14 protein-coding genes and 1 tRNA gene are annotated in these 14,152 nt (G+C 66.4%); 7 read left to right on the top strand and 8 right to left on the bottom strand.

Annotated features, from left to right (window positions below):
• Positions 1-40: 40 nt before the first annotated feature.
• Positions 41-115: transfer RNA gene (locus ACODTJ_RS15845), tRNA-Gly, on the bottom strand.
• 236 nt (positions 116-351) lie between these two features.
• Between ACODTJ_RS15845 and ACODTJ_RS15840 the strand changes: the two genes are divergently transcribed.
• From ACODTJ_RS15840 to ACODTJ_RS15825, 4 genes are all read left to right on the top strand, one after another.
• Positions 352-876 (top strand): prolyl-tRNA synthetase associated domain-containing protein, encoded by a 525-nt coding sequence (locus tag ACODTJ_RS15840; RefSeq protein ID WP_454654640.1) that lies wholly within the window; start codon positions 352-354, stop codon positions 874-876.
• Between the two features lie 81 nt (positions 877-957).
• Positions 958-1,857, top strand: coding sequence for a thioredoxin (gene trxA, locus ACODTJ_RS15835; RefSeq protein WP_454654638.1), 900 nt, complete (start codon positions 958-960; stop codon positions 1,855-1,857).
• A gap of 22 nt (positions 1,858-1,879) precedes the next feature.
• Complete coding sequence (locus tag ACODTJ_RS15830; RefSeq protein ID WP_454654637.1) at positions 1,880-2,551, top strand: LON peptidase substrate-binding domain-containing protein; 672 nt, start codon at positions 1,880-1,882, stop codon at positions 2,549-2,551.
• Positions 2,548-3,945 (top strand): MFS transporter, encoded by a 1,398-nt coding sequence (locus ACODTJ_RS15825; protein WP_454654636.1) that lies wholly within the window; start codon positions 2,548-2,550, stop codon positions 3,943-3,945. The genes ACODTJ_RS15830 and ACODTJ_RS15825 overlap by 4 nt, the downstream gene beginning before the upstream one ends.
• 213 nt (positions 3,946-4,158) lie before the next feature.
• Here ACODTJ_RS15825 and ACODTJ_RS15820 read toward each other — a convergent pair whose 3' ends face one another.
• From ACODTJ_RS15820 to ACODTJ_RS15810, 3 genes are all read right to left on the bottom strand, one after another.
• On the bottom strand, positions 4,159-5,595 hold the full coding sequence (locus ACODTJ_RS15820) for a homospermidine synthase (protein ID WP_454654635.1): 1,437 nt from the start codon (positions 5,593-5,595) through the stop codon (positions 4,159-4,161).
• A 150-nt stretch (positions 5,596-5,745) separates the two neighbouring features.
• On the bottom strand, positions 5,746-6,282 hold the full coding sequence (locus tag ACODTJ_RS15815; RefSeq protein ID WP_454654634.1) for a GNAT family N-acetyltransferase: 537 nt from the start codon (positions 6,280-6,282) through the stop codon (positions 5,746-5,748).
• Positions 6,283-6,514: 232 nt separating this feature from the next.
• Complete coding sequence (locus tag ACODTJ_RS15810; protein ID WP_454654633.1) at positions 6,515-7,660, bottom strand: type III PLP-dependent enzyme; 1,146 nt, start codon at positions 7,658-7,660, stop codon at positions 6,515-6,517.
• A 721-nt stretch (positions 7,661-8,381) separates the two neighbouring features.
• Here ACODTJ_RS15810 and ACODTJ_RS15805 point away from each other — a divergent pair.
• The gene (locus ACODTJ_RS15805; protein WP_454654631.1) at positions 8,382-10,001 is read left to right on the top strand and encodes an OpgD/OpgG family glucan biosynthesis protein; all 1,620 of its coding nucleotides are present in this window, start codon (positions 8,382-8,384) and stop codon (positions 9,999-10,001) included.
• Positions 10,002-10,034: 33 nt separating this feature from the next.
• Complete coding sequence (locus ACODTJ_RS15800) at positions 10,035-10,307, top strand: GNAT family N-acetyltransferase (protein WP_454654630.1); 273 nt, start codon at positions 10,035-10,037, stop codon at positions 10,305-10,307.
• A gap of 8 nt (positions 10,308-10,315) precedes the next feature.
• On the opposite strand, the gene ACODTJ_RS15795 is transcribed toward ACODTJ_RS15800, so the two are convergent.
• On the bottom strand, positions 10,316-10,771 hold the full coding sequence (locus ACODTJ_RS15795; RefSeq protein WP_454654629.1) for a Fur family transcriptional regulator: 456 nt from the start codon (positions 10,769-10,771) through the stop codon (positions 10,316-10,318).
• Between the two features lie 156 nt (positions 10,772-10,927).
• A complete protein-coding gene (locus ACODTJ_RS15790) occupies positions 10,928-11,920 on the bottom strand; it encodes an LLM class flavin-dependent oxidoreductase (protein WP_454654627.1) in 993 nt (330 codons plus the stop codon).
• Positions 11,921-12,112: 192 nt separating this feature from the next.
• Here ACODTJ_RS15790 and ACODTJ_RS15785 point away from each other — a divergent pair, with 192 nt between their 5' ends.
• Entirely contained in the window at positions 12,113-12,295 is a 183-nt protein-coding gene (locus ACODTJ_RS15785; protein WP_454654625.1) for a hypothetical protein, read from the top strand.
• A 22-nt stretch (positions 12,296-12,317) separates the two neighbouring features.
• On the opposite strand, the gene serA is transcribed toward ACODTJ_RS15785, so the two are convergent.
• Complete coding sequence (serA, locus tag ACODTJ_RS15780; RefSeq protein ID WP_454654624.1) at positions 12,318-13,577, bottom strand: phosphoglycerate dehydrogenase; 1,260 nt, start codon at positions 13,575-13,577, stop codon at positions 12,318-12,320.
• A gap of 118 nt (positions 13,578-13,695) precedes the next feature.
• A complete protein-coding gene (locus ACODTJ_RS15775) occupies positions 13,696-14,142 on the bottom strand; it encodes an NfeD family protein (RefSeq protein ID WP_454654622.1) in 447 nt (148 codons plus the stop codon).
• Positions 14,143-14,152 lie beyond the last annotated feature (10 nt).

Genomic DNA, 14,152 nt, shown 5'->3' with positions numbered 1-14,152 from the left:
AGATCCGACGCTTGCATGCTTCTCAAGCCTTGAGATTGTCTGGAGCGGGCGAAGGGATTCGAACCCTCGACCCCAACCTTGGCAAGGTTGTGCTCTACCCCTGAGCTACACCCGCATCCGAGACAGTCGCGCCGTGTTGGCGGCGCGGTCGGGTTATTGCCCCAAAGCACCGCGAAGCGCAAGCACCCCAGCGAAAGTTTTTTGCCGCCTTCCACAAAAGCCCGGAATCGCTCTACCCATCTTGCTGCCGACGCCACGCGAGGCTAGGCATCCTCGGGCCCGCTCCTGCCGTTCCGGCAGGCGGTTTCATCGACGTCCCGAAACCTGTTCGCCCCTGCCGATCGCTCCACCATGACCGCGCCCGTCACGTCCGACCAGCTCTGTGCCTATCTCACCGAGAAGGGCATCACCTTCCATCGCACCGACCATCCGGCCGTGTTCACCGTCGCCGAGACGGCGCCGCATCGCGACGAGATGGTCGGCCACCACACCAAGAACCTGTTCCTGAAGGACAAGAAGGGGCGGATTTTCCTGGTCTCGGCCGAAGCTCACGCGCGAATCGACCTGAAGCGCCTGCACGAGCGCATCGGCGCCAGCGGCCGGCTCTCCTTCGGCTCGGCCGAACTCTTGATGGAGAAGCTCGGCGTCACGCCGGGCTCCGTCACCGCCTTCGCCGTGATCAATGATCGCGCAGGCGACGTCACCATGGTGCTGGATGCCACGCTGGCGAGCGGCGAGGACGTCAATTTTCACCCGCTGATCAACACGGCGACGCTGCGGGTCAGCCGCGACGATCTGCTGGCCTTCTTCCGGAACACCGGGCATGAGCCGCTGATCGTCGATTTGCCGGTCCCGCCCGATGGACAGAACGGCTGAAGCACCCCATCTATGGCGCAACTGCGCGGGCGGCCATAAGGGCACGCCTTCGCCTCCAGAGCCTATCACGAAGGACGACCCATGTTGGTCAATGGCGAGGCGGCCGGACAACCCGGCCTGATCAAGGACACCACGACCCAGGGCTTCCGCGAGGACGTCATCGCGGAATCGATGAAGCAGCCGGTGCTGATCGATTTCTGGGCGCCCTGGTGCGGCCCCTGCAAGCAGCTTACCCCCGTCATCGAGAAGGTGGTCAAGGCGGCCGGCGGCAAGGTCAAGCTCGTCAAGATGAATATCGACGAGCACCCGCAGATCCCCGGCCAGCTCGGCATCCAGTCGATTCCCGCCGTCATCGCCTTCAAGCAGGGCCAGCCGATCGACGGCTTCATGGGTGCCCAGCCCGAGAGCCAGATCAAGGTCTTCATCGAGCGCCTGGTCGGGCCGATGGGCCCGGGCGAAACCGCAGAGCTGATCGAGGCCGCCGCGGCCGCAATCGCAGCCGGCGACCCCGCCGGGGCGAGCGAGCTCTATGCCGGCGTGCTCGAGATCGAGCCCGACAACCTCGCGGCGATCGCGGGCTTGGCACGGCTGCATCTCGACAATGGCGATATCGAGGGTGCCAAGGGCATTCTCGGCATGGCGCCGCAGGACAAGGCCGGCGATCCGGCGATCACGGCCGTGCGCGCCGCGATCGAGCTGGCCGAGCAGGCCGCCTCGCTCGGTGACACCGCCGAGCTGGAAGCCAGGGTCGCGGCCGATCCGAAGGACCACCAGGCCCGCTTCGATCTGGCGCTGGCGCTCAACGCCCGCGACAGGCGCGAGGAAGCGGTCGACCATCTCGTCGCCATCATCAAGGCCGATAGGAAGTGGAACGACGACGGCGCACGCAAGCAGCTGCTGCAGTTCTTCGAGGCCTGGGGCCCGATGGACGAGGCGAGCGTCAGCGGGCGCCGCAAGCTCTCGACCCTGCTGTTCTCCTGACCGGCACAAGGATTAGGCGCGCATGGGCATGAACGCCGTCTACGAGGGAGCCAAGGATTGCCCGGAGGCGATTCCGCTCTTTCCGCTCGGCGGCGCGCTGCTCCTGCCGCGCGGCCAGATGCCGCTCAATATCTTCGAGCCGCGCTATCTCGCCATGATCGACGACGCGCTCAAGGGTGAACGCGTCATCGGCATCATCCAGCCCGAGCCGGAAACCGGACGGCAGCCGGAGATCCCGCCGCTGCTCAAGGTTGGCTGCCTCGGCCGCATCACCCAGTTCTCCGAGACCGGCGACGGCCGCTACATCATCACGCTGACCGGGATCAGCCGCTTCCGCCTGCTCGACGAATTGGCGGTGACCACGCCCTATCGCCAGGGCCGCGTCGGCTATGACTCATTCACCGCCGATTTCGCCGCCCGCACCGGCGAGGACGAGGTCGACCGCAAGGGCCTGCTCAAGGCGCTCCGCGACTTCGCCAAGGCCAACGACCTCAAGATCGACTGGAAGGGCGTCAACGAGGCGCCGAACGAGGCACTGGTCAACGCGCTCTCGATGATGTGCCCGTTCGGGCCGCGCGAGAAGCAGGCGCTGCTGGAAGCGCCGACGCTGAAGGACAGGGCCGAGGTCCTGGTCGCGATCACCGAGATCGAGCTGGCGCGCGGCGGCGGCGATCCGGACACGACCCTGCAGTGACGCCAGCGACGCTGCCTGTCGAAGCGCCGCCCACCGTCTGGCCACCACGCCGCGCGGTCACCGCCTGGCTGTTCTTCGACTGGTCGGCCCAGCCCTTCTTCACGCTGGTTACGACCTTCGTCTTCGCGCCCTTCTTCGCCTCGGCGCTGGCCAAGGACGCCGCCGACGGCCAGGCGCTCTGGGGCTATGCGACAGGCTTCGCCGGTCTCTGCATCGCCCTGCTCTCACCCCTGCTCGGCGGCATCGCTGACAGGACAGGACCGCGCAAGCCCTGGATCGCCGCCTTCGGCGCGCTCCTTGTCATCGGCTCCGCGATGCTCTGGTTCGCGGTGCCCGGCTCGGCCGCTGCGGTGCCGATCGCACTCGCCGGTTTCGTCATCGCGACGATCGGCGCCGAATTCGCCACGACCTTCAACAACGCGATGATGACCCGCCTCGTGCCACCGGAGCGCCTCGGCTGGCTTTCCGGCACCGGCTGGGCCATCGGCTATCTCGGCGGGTTGCTCTCGCTCGCGATCACGCTTGGGTTGCTCGCCGCCGATCCGCAGACCGGCAAGACGCTCATCGGTATCGCGCCGATCCTCGGGCTCGATGCCGCCGCGCGCGAGGGCGACCGCTTCTCGGGACCACTGACCGCGCTCTGGTTCATCATCTTCGTCACGCCGATGTTCCTGCTGACACCGGATTCCGGCAGGACGGGCCTCAGCCTTGCCGAAGCGGCCAAGGGCGGTGTCGGGCGCTTGAAGGATACGTTGGCCGAATTGCCGAAGCTGCCGTCGCTCGGCCGCTTCCTCATCGCCAACATGATCTATCAGGATGCACTGGTCGCGCTCTTCGCCTTCGGCGGCATCTATGCAGCCGGCGTCTTCGGCTGGCAGACGATCGAGCTCGGCATCTTCGGCATCCTGCTCACCGTTACCGGCACGCTGGGCGCCTGGGCTGGCGGCAAACTCGACGACCGGATCGGCGGCAAGCCTGTGGTGCTGGGCTCCATCGCCTGCCTGCTCTTCGCCTGCCTCGGTATCCTCTCGCTCAGTGCCGACCACATCCTGTTCGTGATCCCGGCCGCCCCGCCCGTCGCCGGCGACGGCCTGTTCGCGTCGTTGCCGGAGCGTGTCTATCTCGGCCTCGGCCTGCTGATCGGCCTCGTTGCCGGGCCGATGCAGGCGGCCTCGCGCAGCCTGATGGCGCGATTGGCACCCGAGGGACGCATCGGCGAGTTCTTCGGGCTGTTTGCGCTGTCGGGGAAGGTCACGTCCTTCATGGGACCGACGCTGGTCGCGCTGGCGACGACGGTCTTCGCCAGCCAACGGGCGGGGCTCGCCGTGCTGATCGTGTTTTTTCTGGCGGGCGCGGCGCTGCTGGCCGGCGTGACGGTCGCCCGCAAGTCATAGGGGCTTCCTTCAATCATAGGGTGTCTTCCCGCACGCGCTGCGGCACGCAGTGCTGCTGCGCAGATGCGGGATCGCGCTCATAACAAGGCACCCATAAAGCAAAGGGCGCCCACTTCACGAAAGGACGCCCTTACCGGAAAACGGTCCCGTGTCTGCGCAGCAGCACTATCGTGCCGCAGCGCGCACGGGATGACACCCTTCAGATAACGGCCTTCACCGAACCAGAATGTTCCTGAACTGCCAGGGATCGCTGGTGTCGATATCCTCCGGGAACAGCCCCGGCCGGCCATCGAGCGGCGTCCAGTCGGTGTAATAACCCTTCACCGGCCCGAGATAGGGCCGCTGGATCTCGAGGCAGCGGTTGAAGTCGAGTTCCTCGACCTCGACGATCCCCGCACGCGGATTCTCCAGCGCCCAGACCATGCCCGCCAGCACGGACGAGGTCACCTGCAAACCGGTCGCGGTCTGGTAGGGCGCAAGCGAACGCGCCTCCTCGGTCGAGAGCTGCGAGCCGAACCAGTAGGCGCCCTTCTCGTGGCCGTAGAGCAGCACGCCGAGCTCGTCGATGCCGTCGACGACCTCCTTCTCCTCCAGGATATGGTGCTCTTCCTGCGGACGGCCGGCATTGCCGAACATCTCGTGCAGCGAGAGCACGGCATCATTCGCGGGATGGTAGGCGTAGTGGCAGGTCGGCCGGAACACGGCCTTGCCGGCCTCGTCGCGCACGGTGAAATAGTCCGCGATCGAGATCGACTCGTTATGCGTGACCAGGAAGCCGTATTGCGCGCCCGGCGTCGGGCACCAGCTCCGGACCTTGGTCTCGGCACCAGCCTGCATCAGATAGATCGCCGCCTGCGAACCGGTCTCGTGGCCATGAGCGTTCGCCGGCATCCATTTCTCATGCGTGCCCCAACCGAGCTCGGCCGGCTGCACGGCTTCGGCGATGAAGCCTTCGACCGACCAGGTGTTCACGAAGACGCCCGGCGGCTTGGGATTCTTCGAGCGCTGCGTGTCTCGCTCGGCGATGTGGATGCCCTTGACGCCGACGCGCTGCATCAACGCCGCCCATTCCTCGCGGGTGTTCGGCTGCGTCGCATTGAGACGCATATCGGCGGCGAGGTTGGTCAGCGCCCGCTTCACCAGCGAGGAGACCATGCCGGGATTGGCGCCGCAGCAGGAAACGGCCGTCGGCGTGCCGGCCGGGCGCGCCCGCTTGGCCGCCAACGTCATCTCACGCAGCGCGTAGTTCGAGCGCTCGGCCGGGCCCTTGCTCTCGTCGAAATAGAAGCCGAGCCAGGGCTCGTTGACCGTGTCGATATAGAGCGCGCCGAGGCTGGAGCAGAACTCCATGATATCGCGCGAGCCGGTGTCGCAGGAGAGATTGACGCAAAAACCCTGCCCGCCGCCGGCGGTCAGCAGCGGCTCCAGCATCGTCTTGTAGTTCTCGATGGTGACGGCTTCCTGGATGAAGCGGATGCCGCGCTCGTCAAGCAGGTGGCGGTTGGAATCGTCGGGAGCAATGACAACGAAGCGGCTCTTGTCGAACTTGAAGTGCCGTTCGAGCAGCGGCAGCGTACCGCGGCCGATCGAACCGAAGCCGATCATCACGATCGGGCCGGTGATCTCGCCGTAGACGGGCCAATTCGTCATTCTCTCAAACTCCTGGGTTTCTGGGACAAAAAAGGTCAAAAGGGTCGTATGAGCGCAAAATCGCGCCGTCAATCGCCGCGACGCTTTCCATACGGCCTGCGCATGGAAAGCGCCGGGCAATGACGGCGCTATGACGATAGGTCTGAAGCGTCAGGCGGCCTGGGCCACCGCCTCCGCCTCGAAAGTCGCTGTCGAGGCGGCGCCGCTGGCAACGAGCACGCCGCTGGCGCCGTCGAGCGCGCCGTCGCGCAGTTCGATCGCAAGGAAGCGCTCGCGCTCGACCGGGCCGGGCATGGCAAGCTCGCGCGTCAGCGCCGGATCGAAGCCGAAGCGGGCATAGTAGGGCGCGTCGCCGACGAGGATGACGGCACCATGCCCACGGCAGGCCGCGCGCCACAGCGCTTCGCGCATCATCGCCTTGCCGAGCCCCTCGCCCTGCAGCTCCGGCTTCACCGCGAGCGGGCCGAGCAGCAGCGCCGGCACGCCATTGGCTTCCACATGCCAGAGGCGAACGGTCGCGAGCACTTCGCCGTCACGCTCGGCGGTGAGCGCGAGGCCATCAGCCGGCAGGCGACCCTCGCGCAGGCGCTCGCTCGACTTGGCGGTGCGGCGCTCGCCCAGGCAACGGTCGAGCAGCACCTCGCGGGCGGGAATGTCGTTGGCGATCTCGTCGCGGATCGTGATCATGACGCACCTCCTGCCGGAGCGCCTGCATTCACGCAGACCTTCCCGGCGCCGCGCGGACGCGGCCACAAGCGGATGGGTTGTGTGGAAGAGGGGTCCGGCGGGAGCCACGCTCCGCACCTCCGTTCTGGAGATGCGAGCGCTCCACCCGACTTAGCGTCGGACAGCCTGCCTTGCGGCAGGGCGCTTCGCCGGACCCGATGGGATCAGGAAGGAGCTTACGCTCCTTTCGACGTCAGATGACGTACTGCTTCAGCGGCGGGAAGCCGTTGAAGGCGACGGCCGAATAGGTCGTCGTATAGGCACCCGTGCCCTCGATCAGCACCTTGTCGCCGATCTCCAGCGAGAAGGGCAGCATGTACGGGGTCTTCTCGTACATGACGTCGACCGAGTCGCAGGTCGGGCCGGCGAGCACGCACGGGACGGTCTCATCGCCATCGCGCACGGTGCGGATGGGATAGCGGATCGCCTCGTCCATGGTCTCGGCGAGACCGTTGAACTTGCCGATATCGAGATAGACCCAGCGGACCTCGTCCGTTTCGGCCTTCTTCGAGATCAGCACGACCTCGGCCTCGATCAGGCCGGCCTCACCGACCATACCGCGGCCCGGCTCGATGATCGTCTCGGGCAGCTGGTTGCCGAAATGCTTCGACAGCGCCCGGAAGATCGCGTCGCCATAGGACGGCACGCCCGGAATCGGCTTCAGGTAGCGCGCCGGGAAGCCGCCGCCGAGGTTGACCATCGACAGCGAGATGCCGCGGGTGGCGCATTCCTTGAAGATCGCCGAGGCCGAGGCCAGGGCCGAATCCCAGGCGTTCACATTGGCCTGCTGCGAGCCGACATGGAACGAGATGCCATAGGCCAGCAGGCCCATGCGATGGCCGTGCTCGAGCACGTCCGCGGCCATTTCGGGCACGCAGCCGAACTTGCGCGAGAGCGGCCAGTCGGCGCCGGCACCGTCGCAGAGGATGCGGCAGAAGATGCGCGCATCGGTCGTGCCGGTCTTCTCGGCGGAACGGGCGACCTTCTCGACCTCGGCCGTGCAGTCGACGGCGAACAGGCGCACGCCGAGCTCCATGGCGCGGACGACGTCGCGCTCCTTCTTGATGGTGTTGCCGAAGGAGATGCGATCGGCCGTGGCGCCGGCCGCGAGCGCGAGCTCGATCTCGACGACCGAGGCGCAGTCGAAGCAGGAGCCGAGCTTGGCCAGCAGCGCAAGCACTTCCGTCGCCGGGTTGGCCTTCACCGCGTAGAAGACGCGGGTGTCGGGCAACGCACGGGCGAAGGCATGATAGTTCGCGCGCACGACTTCGGTGTCGATGACGACGCAGGGCCCGTCTTCACGTCGGGTACGAAGAAACTCACGGATGCGCTCGGTCATGAGACGCGGCTCCCCTACGACGCAAGCGGCGTCGATGCGATGTATCGCCGGAGTGAATCGACGCTGTCGCGCGGCGCTGTGGAGACGCCTGCTACAACGGACGATCCGTCCGGACCCGAAACACCGTTCGATTGGGGAAGACCCCGCACGGCCGGCAATGAAGGACAAGCCTCTTCGGTGCCGGCCTGTGGAAAGCCGGCGAGACCAAAAAAGCCCGCTCCGTCGTTGCTTTAAGCTGCGTCCCCCGTGGAGATTCGGGGTTCGCCGGTTTTGCCTCCGGCTGCCGGTCTGTGTCGGGGAACGGCGTCCTTGCGGAAACCGGGAGGCGTGATTTGAGGGATGTCCATCCCCTCCATCCGTCCTCCAACCCCTGGCGGCTGTCCGGCCTCTTGTCCGGATGCCCACCGACCAGCACGCGGCCACAGGCACGTGCGAATTGGGTGAACGCGATATACGGATGCTCGCCCCGGACCACAAGTGTTTTGTGCACCCGAAGCCGCATTTTTTTGCAACGCCGATCCGCGTCCTTTCGGAGCCGCACAAATGCCGGAAAGCGATTTGCCGGCTATGACTTAGCCGAGCCTCCCGCAGAGGCGGGGAAAGGTTGCGATATGTTCATCTGCCGTCAATGCCGGATGCCCTAGACCGGCCCCATTCGATGGCCTTAACTCTCGGTGCCGCCCATCTTGAAAGCCGGGGCGACGGGGAAGACGGAACACGCATGATCACGACAGACCGCCGCCGCGTCCTGGGCGGACTTTCAGCCGCGCTTTGCCTCTCGGCTGCGCCCTCCGTCCTGCTCGCGCAACAGCCGCGCCCCCAGCCACAGCCGCAGGGCCAGCCGCAGACGCCGCCCCCCCAGAATGCCGCCCCGCAGCCGCGCTTCGGCTTCGAGGACGTGCAGCGCCGCGCCCGCGAGATCTCCGCCGTGCCCTACGAGCCGATCGCGCCCCTGCCGGAGGCGCTGGCCAAGCTCGACTACGATTCCTGGCGCGACATCCGCTTCCGCCCCGATCGGGCCTTGCTGCAGCAGAACGGCTCGCCCTTCCGCATGCAGATGTTCCATCCGGGCTTCCTCTTCACCCGGCCGGTCACGGTGAACGTCGTGCGTGACGGCGTGCCCATGCCGGTGCCCTATGCCGCGAACCTGTTCGACTACGGCCGGGTCAAGTTCGACAAACCGCTCCCGGTCAATCTCGGCTTCGCCGGCTTCCGCCTGCACTATCCGCTGAACGATCCCCGCGTTTACGACGAGCTGATCTCCTTCATCGGCGCCAGCTATTTCCGGGTGCTCGGCCGCGGCCAGCGCTACGGCCTTTCGGCCCGCGGCCTGTCCATCGGCGCCGGCACGACGGCCGAGGAGTTCCCGGTCTTCCGCGAATTCTGGATCGAGGCGCCCACGGCCAACACCGAGCGGATCGTCATCCACACCCTGCTCGATTCGCCCGCCGTGACCGGCGCCTATCGCTTCACCATCTATCCCGATCTCGACACCGTCATGGAGGTCGCAGCGACGCTTTATCCGCGCGCGCCCATCGAGAAGCTCGGCCTGGCGCCGCTGACCTCGATGTTCTTCACCGGCGAGAACGACCGCCGCTTCTTCGACGATTTCCGCAGCGAGCTGCACGATTCGGATGGGCTGATGATCCATTCCGGCAGCGGCGAATGGATCTGGCGCCCGCTGCGCAACCCGAAGCAGCAAGCCGTCTCCTCATTCGTCGAACGCAGCATCCGTGGTTTCGGGCTGATGCAGCGCGACCGGACCTTCGAGCACTATCAGGATCTCGATCTCAACTACGAGCTGCGCCCCTCCTACTGGATCGAGCCGCAGGGCGACTGGGGAGAGGGCGTCGTCGAGTTGATCGAGATGCCGACGACCGACGAGACCAATGACAACATCGTCGCTCTCTGGGCGCCGAAGACGCCGCTGGAGCCGGGCAAGGAATTCTCCTTCGGCTACAAGCTGATCTCGATGCTCGATTCCGGCGACCTGCATCCGGGCGGGCGCGTGGTCAACACATACCAGGCCAAGCCCAAGGCACTGGGCTCGGGCGAGCCGGTCACCGAGGGCTCGCGTCGCTTCATCATCGACTTCGCCGGCGGCGATCTCGACTACCACCTGAAGCAGCCCGAGAAGGTCGAGATCGTGCCTTCGATCACCCATGGTCGGATCGACCGCGCCTTCATCGTACCGAACCGCAAGACCGAGGGCTTCCGCGCCTTCGTCGATGTCGTGGTCGAGCCCGGCCAGATCGCGGAGATGCGCGCCTTCCTCCGCAGCGGCGGCAAGACGCTGACCGAAACCTGGAGCTACCCCTGGCGCGCCGAAGCGCAGGGATAATCTGAACAAGATCGGCCTGAAGGAGCCCACGCCATGGGCGTCGTCGAGAACGTCGAACAGAACCGCTTCGAACTCACACTCGACGGCGGCACCGCAATCGTCGCCTATCGCCGCGACGGCGAGCGGCTGGTGCTGGTCCATACCGAAGTGCCCTCCCAGTTTGCGGGGCAGGGCATCGGATCGAAACTGGCGAAGGGCGTCTTCGAGCTGCTCCGGGCGAGCGGGCGCAAGGCCGTGGTACGCTGCGAGTTCCTCAAGGGCTGGGTCGCCAAGCACCCCGAATACGACGACGTCGTCGACGGCTGAGGCCGACCTCAGGACGCTTTGCGGCTGCCTCGGCGCGCCGGCTGCTTCTTGCGGCCGTAGAGTTCGAGGCGATGGCGGACGAGCTCATAGCCGAGTTCCGCCGCGATCCGCCGCTGCAATTCCTCGATCGCATCCGAGGAGAATTCGATCACCTCGCCCGAATCGACGTCGATCAGGTGGTCGTGATGCTCCTGGTCGGCATGCTCGTAGCGCGAGATGCCGTCTTCGAAGGCGTGGCGCTCGATCGCACCCTGCGATTCCAGCACCTTCATCGTGCGGTAGACGGTCGAGAGCGACAGCGTCGGATCATGCGCGAAGGCGCGAGTGAAGATGCCCTTCGCGTCGGGATGGTCGTCGGCTTCCGCCAGAACGCGCAGGATCAATCGCCGCTGCTGCGTCATGCGCAGCCCGGCACCCTTCAACTGGCTCTCGAAAACGGCAATGCGCCGGTCGGTCTCGGTCATGCCTTGCCATAGCAATGCCGGCTGCCAATTGCAAAAAAGGCCTAAAAGAAAATCATTATCATTTGCAATATAAATGCAAATGATTTTCAATCTTATTAAAGCCACGATGACGCTACTCGGCCGCTGGCGGCTACCCGCCCTCGTCAGAGCGAAGCCTTATCGCCCGAGTTCGCTCGCGATGCCGGCCACAAGTTCGAACGAGCGCTTGCGCTTGTCATGGTCGAAGATCGGCGCGGTGATCATGATCTCGTCCGCGCCGGTCTCGCGCACGAAGGCGCCGAGCGTGCGCTTCAGCGTTTCCGGCGAGCCAATGAAGGCATAGCGCAGCATCCCCGAGACATGCGCCTTCTCGGCCGGTGACCAGTACTGCTCGATATCGTCGATCGGCGGCTGCAGCTTGCCGCGCGCGCCCCTAACCATGCCGACGAAGCGTTGCTGCAGCGAGGTCGCGAGATGGCGCGCCTCCTCATCCGTATCCGCCGCCACGACATTGATGCCCGGCATCGCATGCGGGGTTGCGAGCTGCTCGGACGGCTTGAAGCGTTCGCGATAGACCGCGAGCGCCTGCATCAGCGCATCCGGCGCGAAATGCGAGGCGAAGCTGTAGGGCAGCCCAAGCTCAGCCGCGAGTTGCGCGCCGAACAGGCTCGATCCGAGAATCCAGAGCGGGACGTTCAGCCCCTCGCCCGGCACCGCACGGATCGCCTGGTTCGGCCCGGCCGGCGCGAACAGCGCCTGCAATTCGAGCACATCCTGCGGGAAGCTGTCCGATGACATCGGGCTGCGGCGCAGCGCCCGGAGCGTGAGCTGGTCGGTGCCGGGCGCGCGGCCGAGACCGAGATCGATCCGGCTCGGAAACAGCGCCTCGAGCGTGCCGAACTGCTCGGCGATGACGAGCGGCGCATGGTTCGGCAGCATGATGCCGCCGGCTCCGACGCGAATCCTGCTCGTCGTCGCAGCGAGCTGGCCGATCACCACCGAGGTCGCGGCGCTGGCGATGCCGACCATGTTGTGATGTTCCGCCACCCAGTAGCGGGTGTAGCCGAGCGCCTCGGCATGGCGGACCAGGTCGGTGGATTTCAGCAGCGCTTCGCGTGGCCCCTCCCCTTCGACGACGGGAACGAGATCGAGGACGGAGATCGCGACCATGACAGCCCCTGCAAGCTGGTACCGGAGGAGATCCGGCGGGAAGGCTAGGCTTCACCAGATGGGAAGGCTGCGCGCTCCGATCCAGAGGCCGGCGTGCTTCGTCATGGCTCGCCTGCGCTGGCGTTCTGGCGGAACGGGCCGGGCCTTGCCGCGTTTCCAACCGGAGACACCCATGCCGAAGGGAGCGCAACCATGACCGCCACCGCCAACCCCGCCAGGGAAAGCCTGCGCAAGGAGCAGAAGGAGCAGCGCAAGGCCGCGCGCGAGCACGGCAAGGATGCCGAGCTCGACCGGGCCCTGAAGGACACCTTCCCCGCCAGCGACCCCGTCGCGAGGCAGGAGCCGACCAAGCCCGGCTCCAAGGACAGGGGCTGAACGGACCCGATGAGGGTCGCCTCTAGTCGCGCTGATAGAGCAGCCGGGCGCGGATCGTGCCGTCGAGCGCGCGGATTTCCTTGAGGATGTCGCGCGCCTCGGCGCTGGAGACGCCGTCCGCCTCCATCACGACATAGCCGACCTCGCCGTCGGTCTGGTAGTTCTGAGCGGCGATATTGACCTGCCGGTTGGCGAAGACGTCGTTCAAACGCCGCAGCATGCCCGGCACGTTGCGCTGGACATGGATGAAGCGGGTGCCGATCGGGCGTGCCGGCAATTGCACCTGCGGGAAATTCACCGCGCCCACCGTCGAGCCGACATCGGAATAATCGACGAGCTTGCGCGCGACCTCGGCGCCGATGCGCTCCTGCGCCTCCTCGGTCGAGCCGCCGATATGCGGCGTCAGGATGACGTTGGAGAGCCCCTGCAGCGGCGTGACGAAGCGCTCGGCATTGGAGGCCGGCTCGACCGGGAAGACATCGACCGCCGCGCCCGCCAGATGGCCGCTTCTCAGCGCCGCCGCCACCGCATCGAGATCGACGACCGTGCCGCGCGAATTGTTGATGAGGTAAGCGCCCTTCTTCATCTTGGCGACCTGCGCCGCGCCGATCATGCCGGCGGTCTGCGGGGTCTCCGGCACATGCAGCGAGACGATGTCGGCGGCGCCGAGCAGGGCGTTCAGGCTCTTCGTCGGCTCGGTGTTGCCGTGCCGCAGCCGGTCGGTGTGATCGAAATAGATCACGCGCATGCCCATCGCCTCGGCCAGTGTCGAGAGCTGGCTGCCGATATTGCCGTAGCCGACGATGCCGAGCGTCTTGCCACGCACCTCGAAGGAGCCGTTGGCCGACTTGTCCCAGCCGCCCTGATGCGCGTCGCGCGAGCGGTCCGGAATGCGCCGGAGCAGCATCACGATCTCGCCGATGGTGAGCTCGGCGACGCTGCGGGTGTTGGAGAACGGCGCGTTGAAGACCGGGACGCCGCGCAGCCGCGCCGCCTCCAGGTCGACCTGATTGGTGCCGACCGAGAAGCAGCCGACGGCGAAGAGCCGGTCGGCCCCGGCGAAGATTTCCGGCGTGAGCTGGGTGCGCGAGCGGATGCCGAGCACATGCACGCCCTGGATCGCCTTGAGCAGGGCCTCGCGATCGAGCGCCTTCGGCAGCCTTTCGAGATTGCTGTAGCCGGCCTGCTCCAGCAGCTCGACGGCGGAATCGTTGATACCTTCCAGCAGCAGGACCTTGATGCGGTCCTTCGGAAGGGAAAGGCGTTCGCTGGGGCTGGTCATGACGGTGCGCTCGTGAAGGAGCGGTTGCTATAGTCCCCGCAACGCGGGAGGCCAACGCCCTGAACGCAATGCTGCTACGAAAAACCGCGCAGCGGATGCAAAAAGCTCATGGCAAGCTTCAGGCCTTCTCGACGACCAGTGTCGAGCCTTCGACCCTGACGACCTTGACCTCGGTTCCGGCCAGCAGCTCCGGCCCGACGATCCGCCAGGAGGAATCGCCGACGCGCACACGACCCTCGCCGCCCGCCATCGTCGTCTCCAGCCGGAAGACCCGGCCGATGAGTTGGCGGCCGCGATCGTTGAGGCCGGTCGCGGCATCCGGCTCCTCGCCCTTGCGGCGCGTGAGCAGGCGCCCGGCAGCGACGCATGCGATGGCGAGAACCGCAAAGACGATGCAGGCGGCCTGCCAGCCGAGCCCGAAGATGCCGACCATGGCGCCGGTAATGAGCGCCGCCAGCCCGAGCCAGATCAGGAAGACGCCGGGCGCCAGCATCTCGCCGCCGATCAGCACGAGCCCGAGAATGGCCCAGCTCCAGCCGCCCAGATTCGCGAACCAGTCGAACACGGCAGCCTCC

The sequence above is a fragment of the Allobosea sp. FG18 genome, from assembly GCF_057809495.1.
The sequence above is the reverse complement of the archived record's forward strand: the minus strand, read 5'-3'. Positions and strand labels throughout refer to the sequence as shown.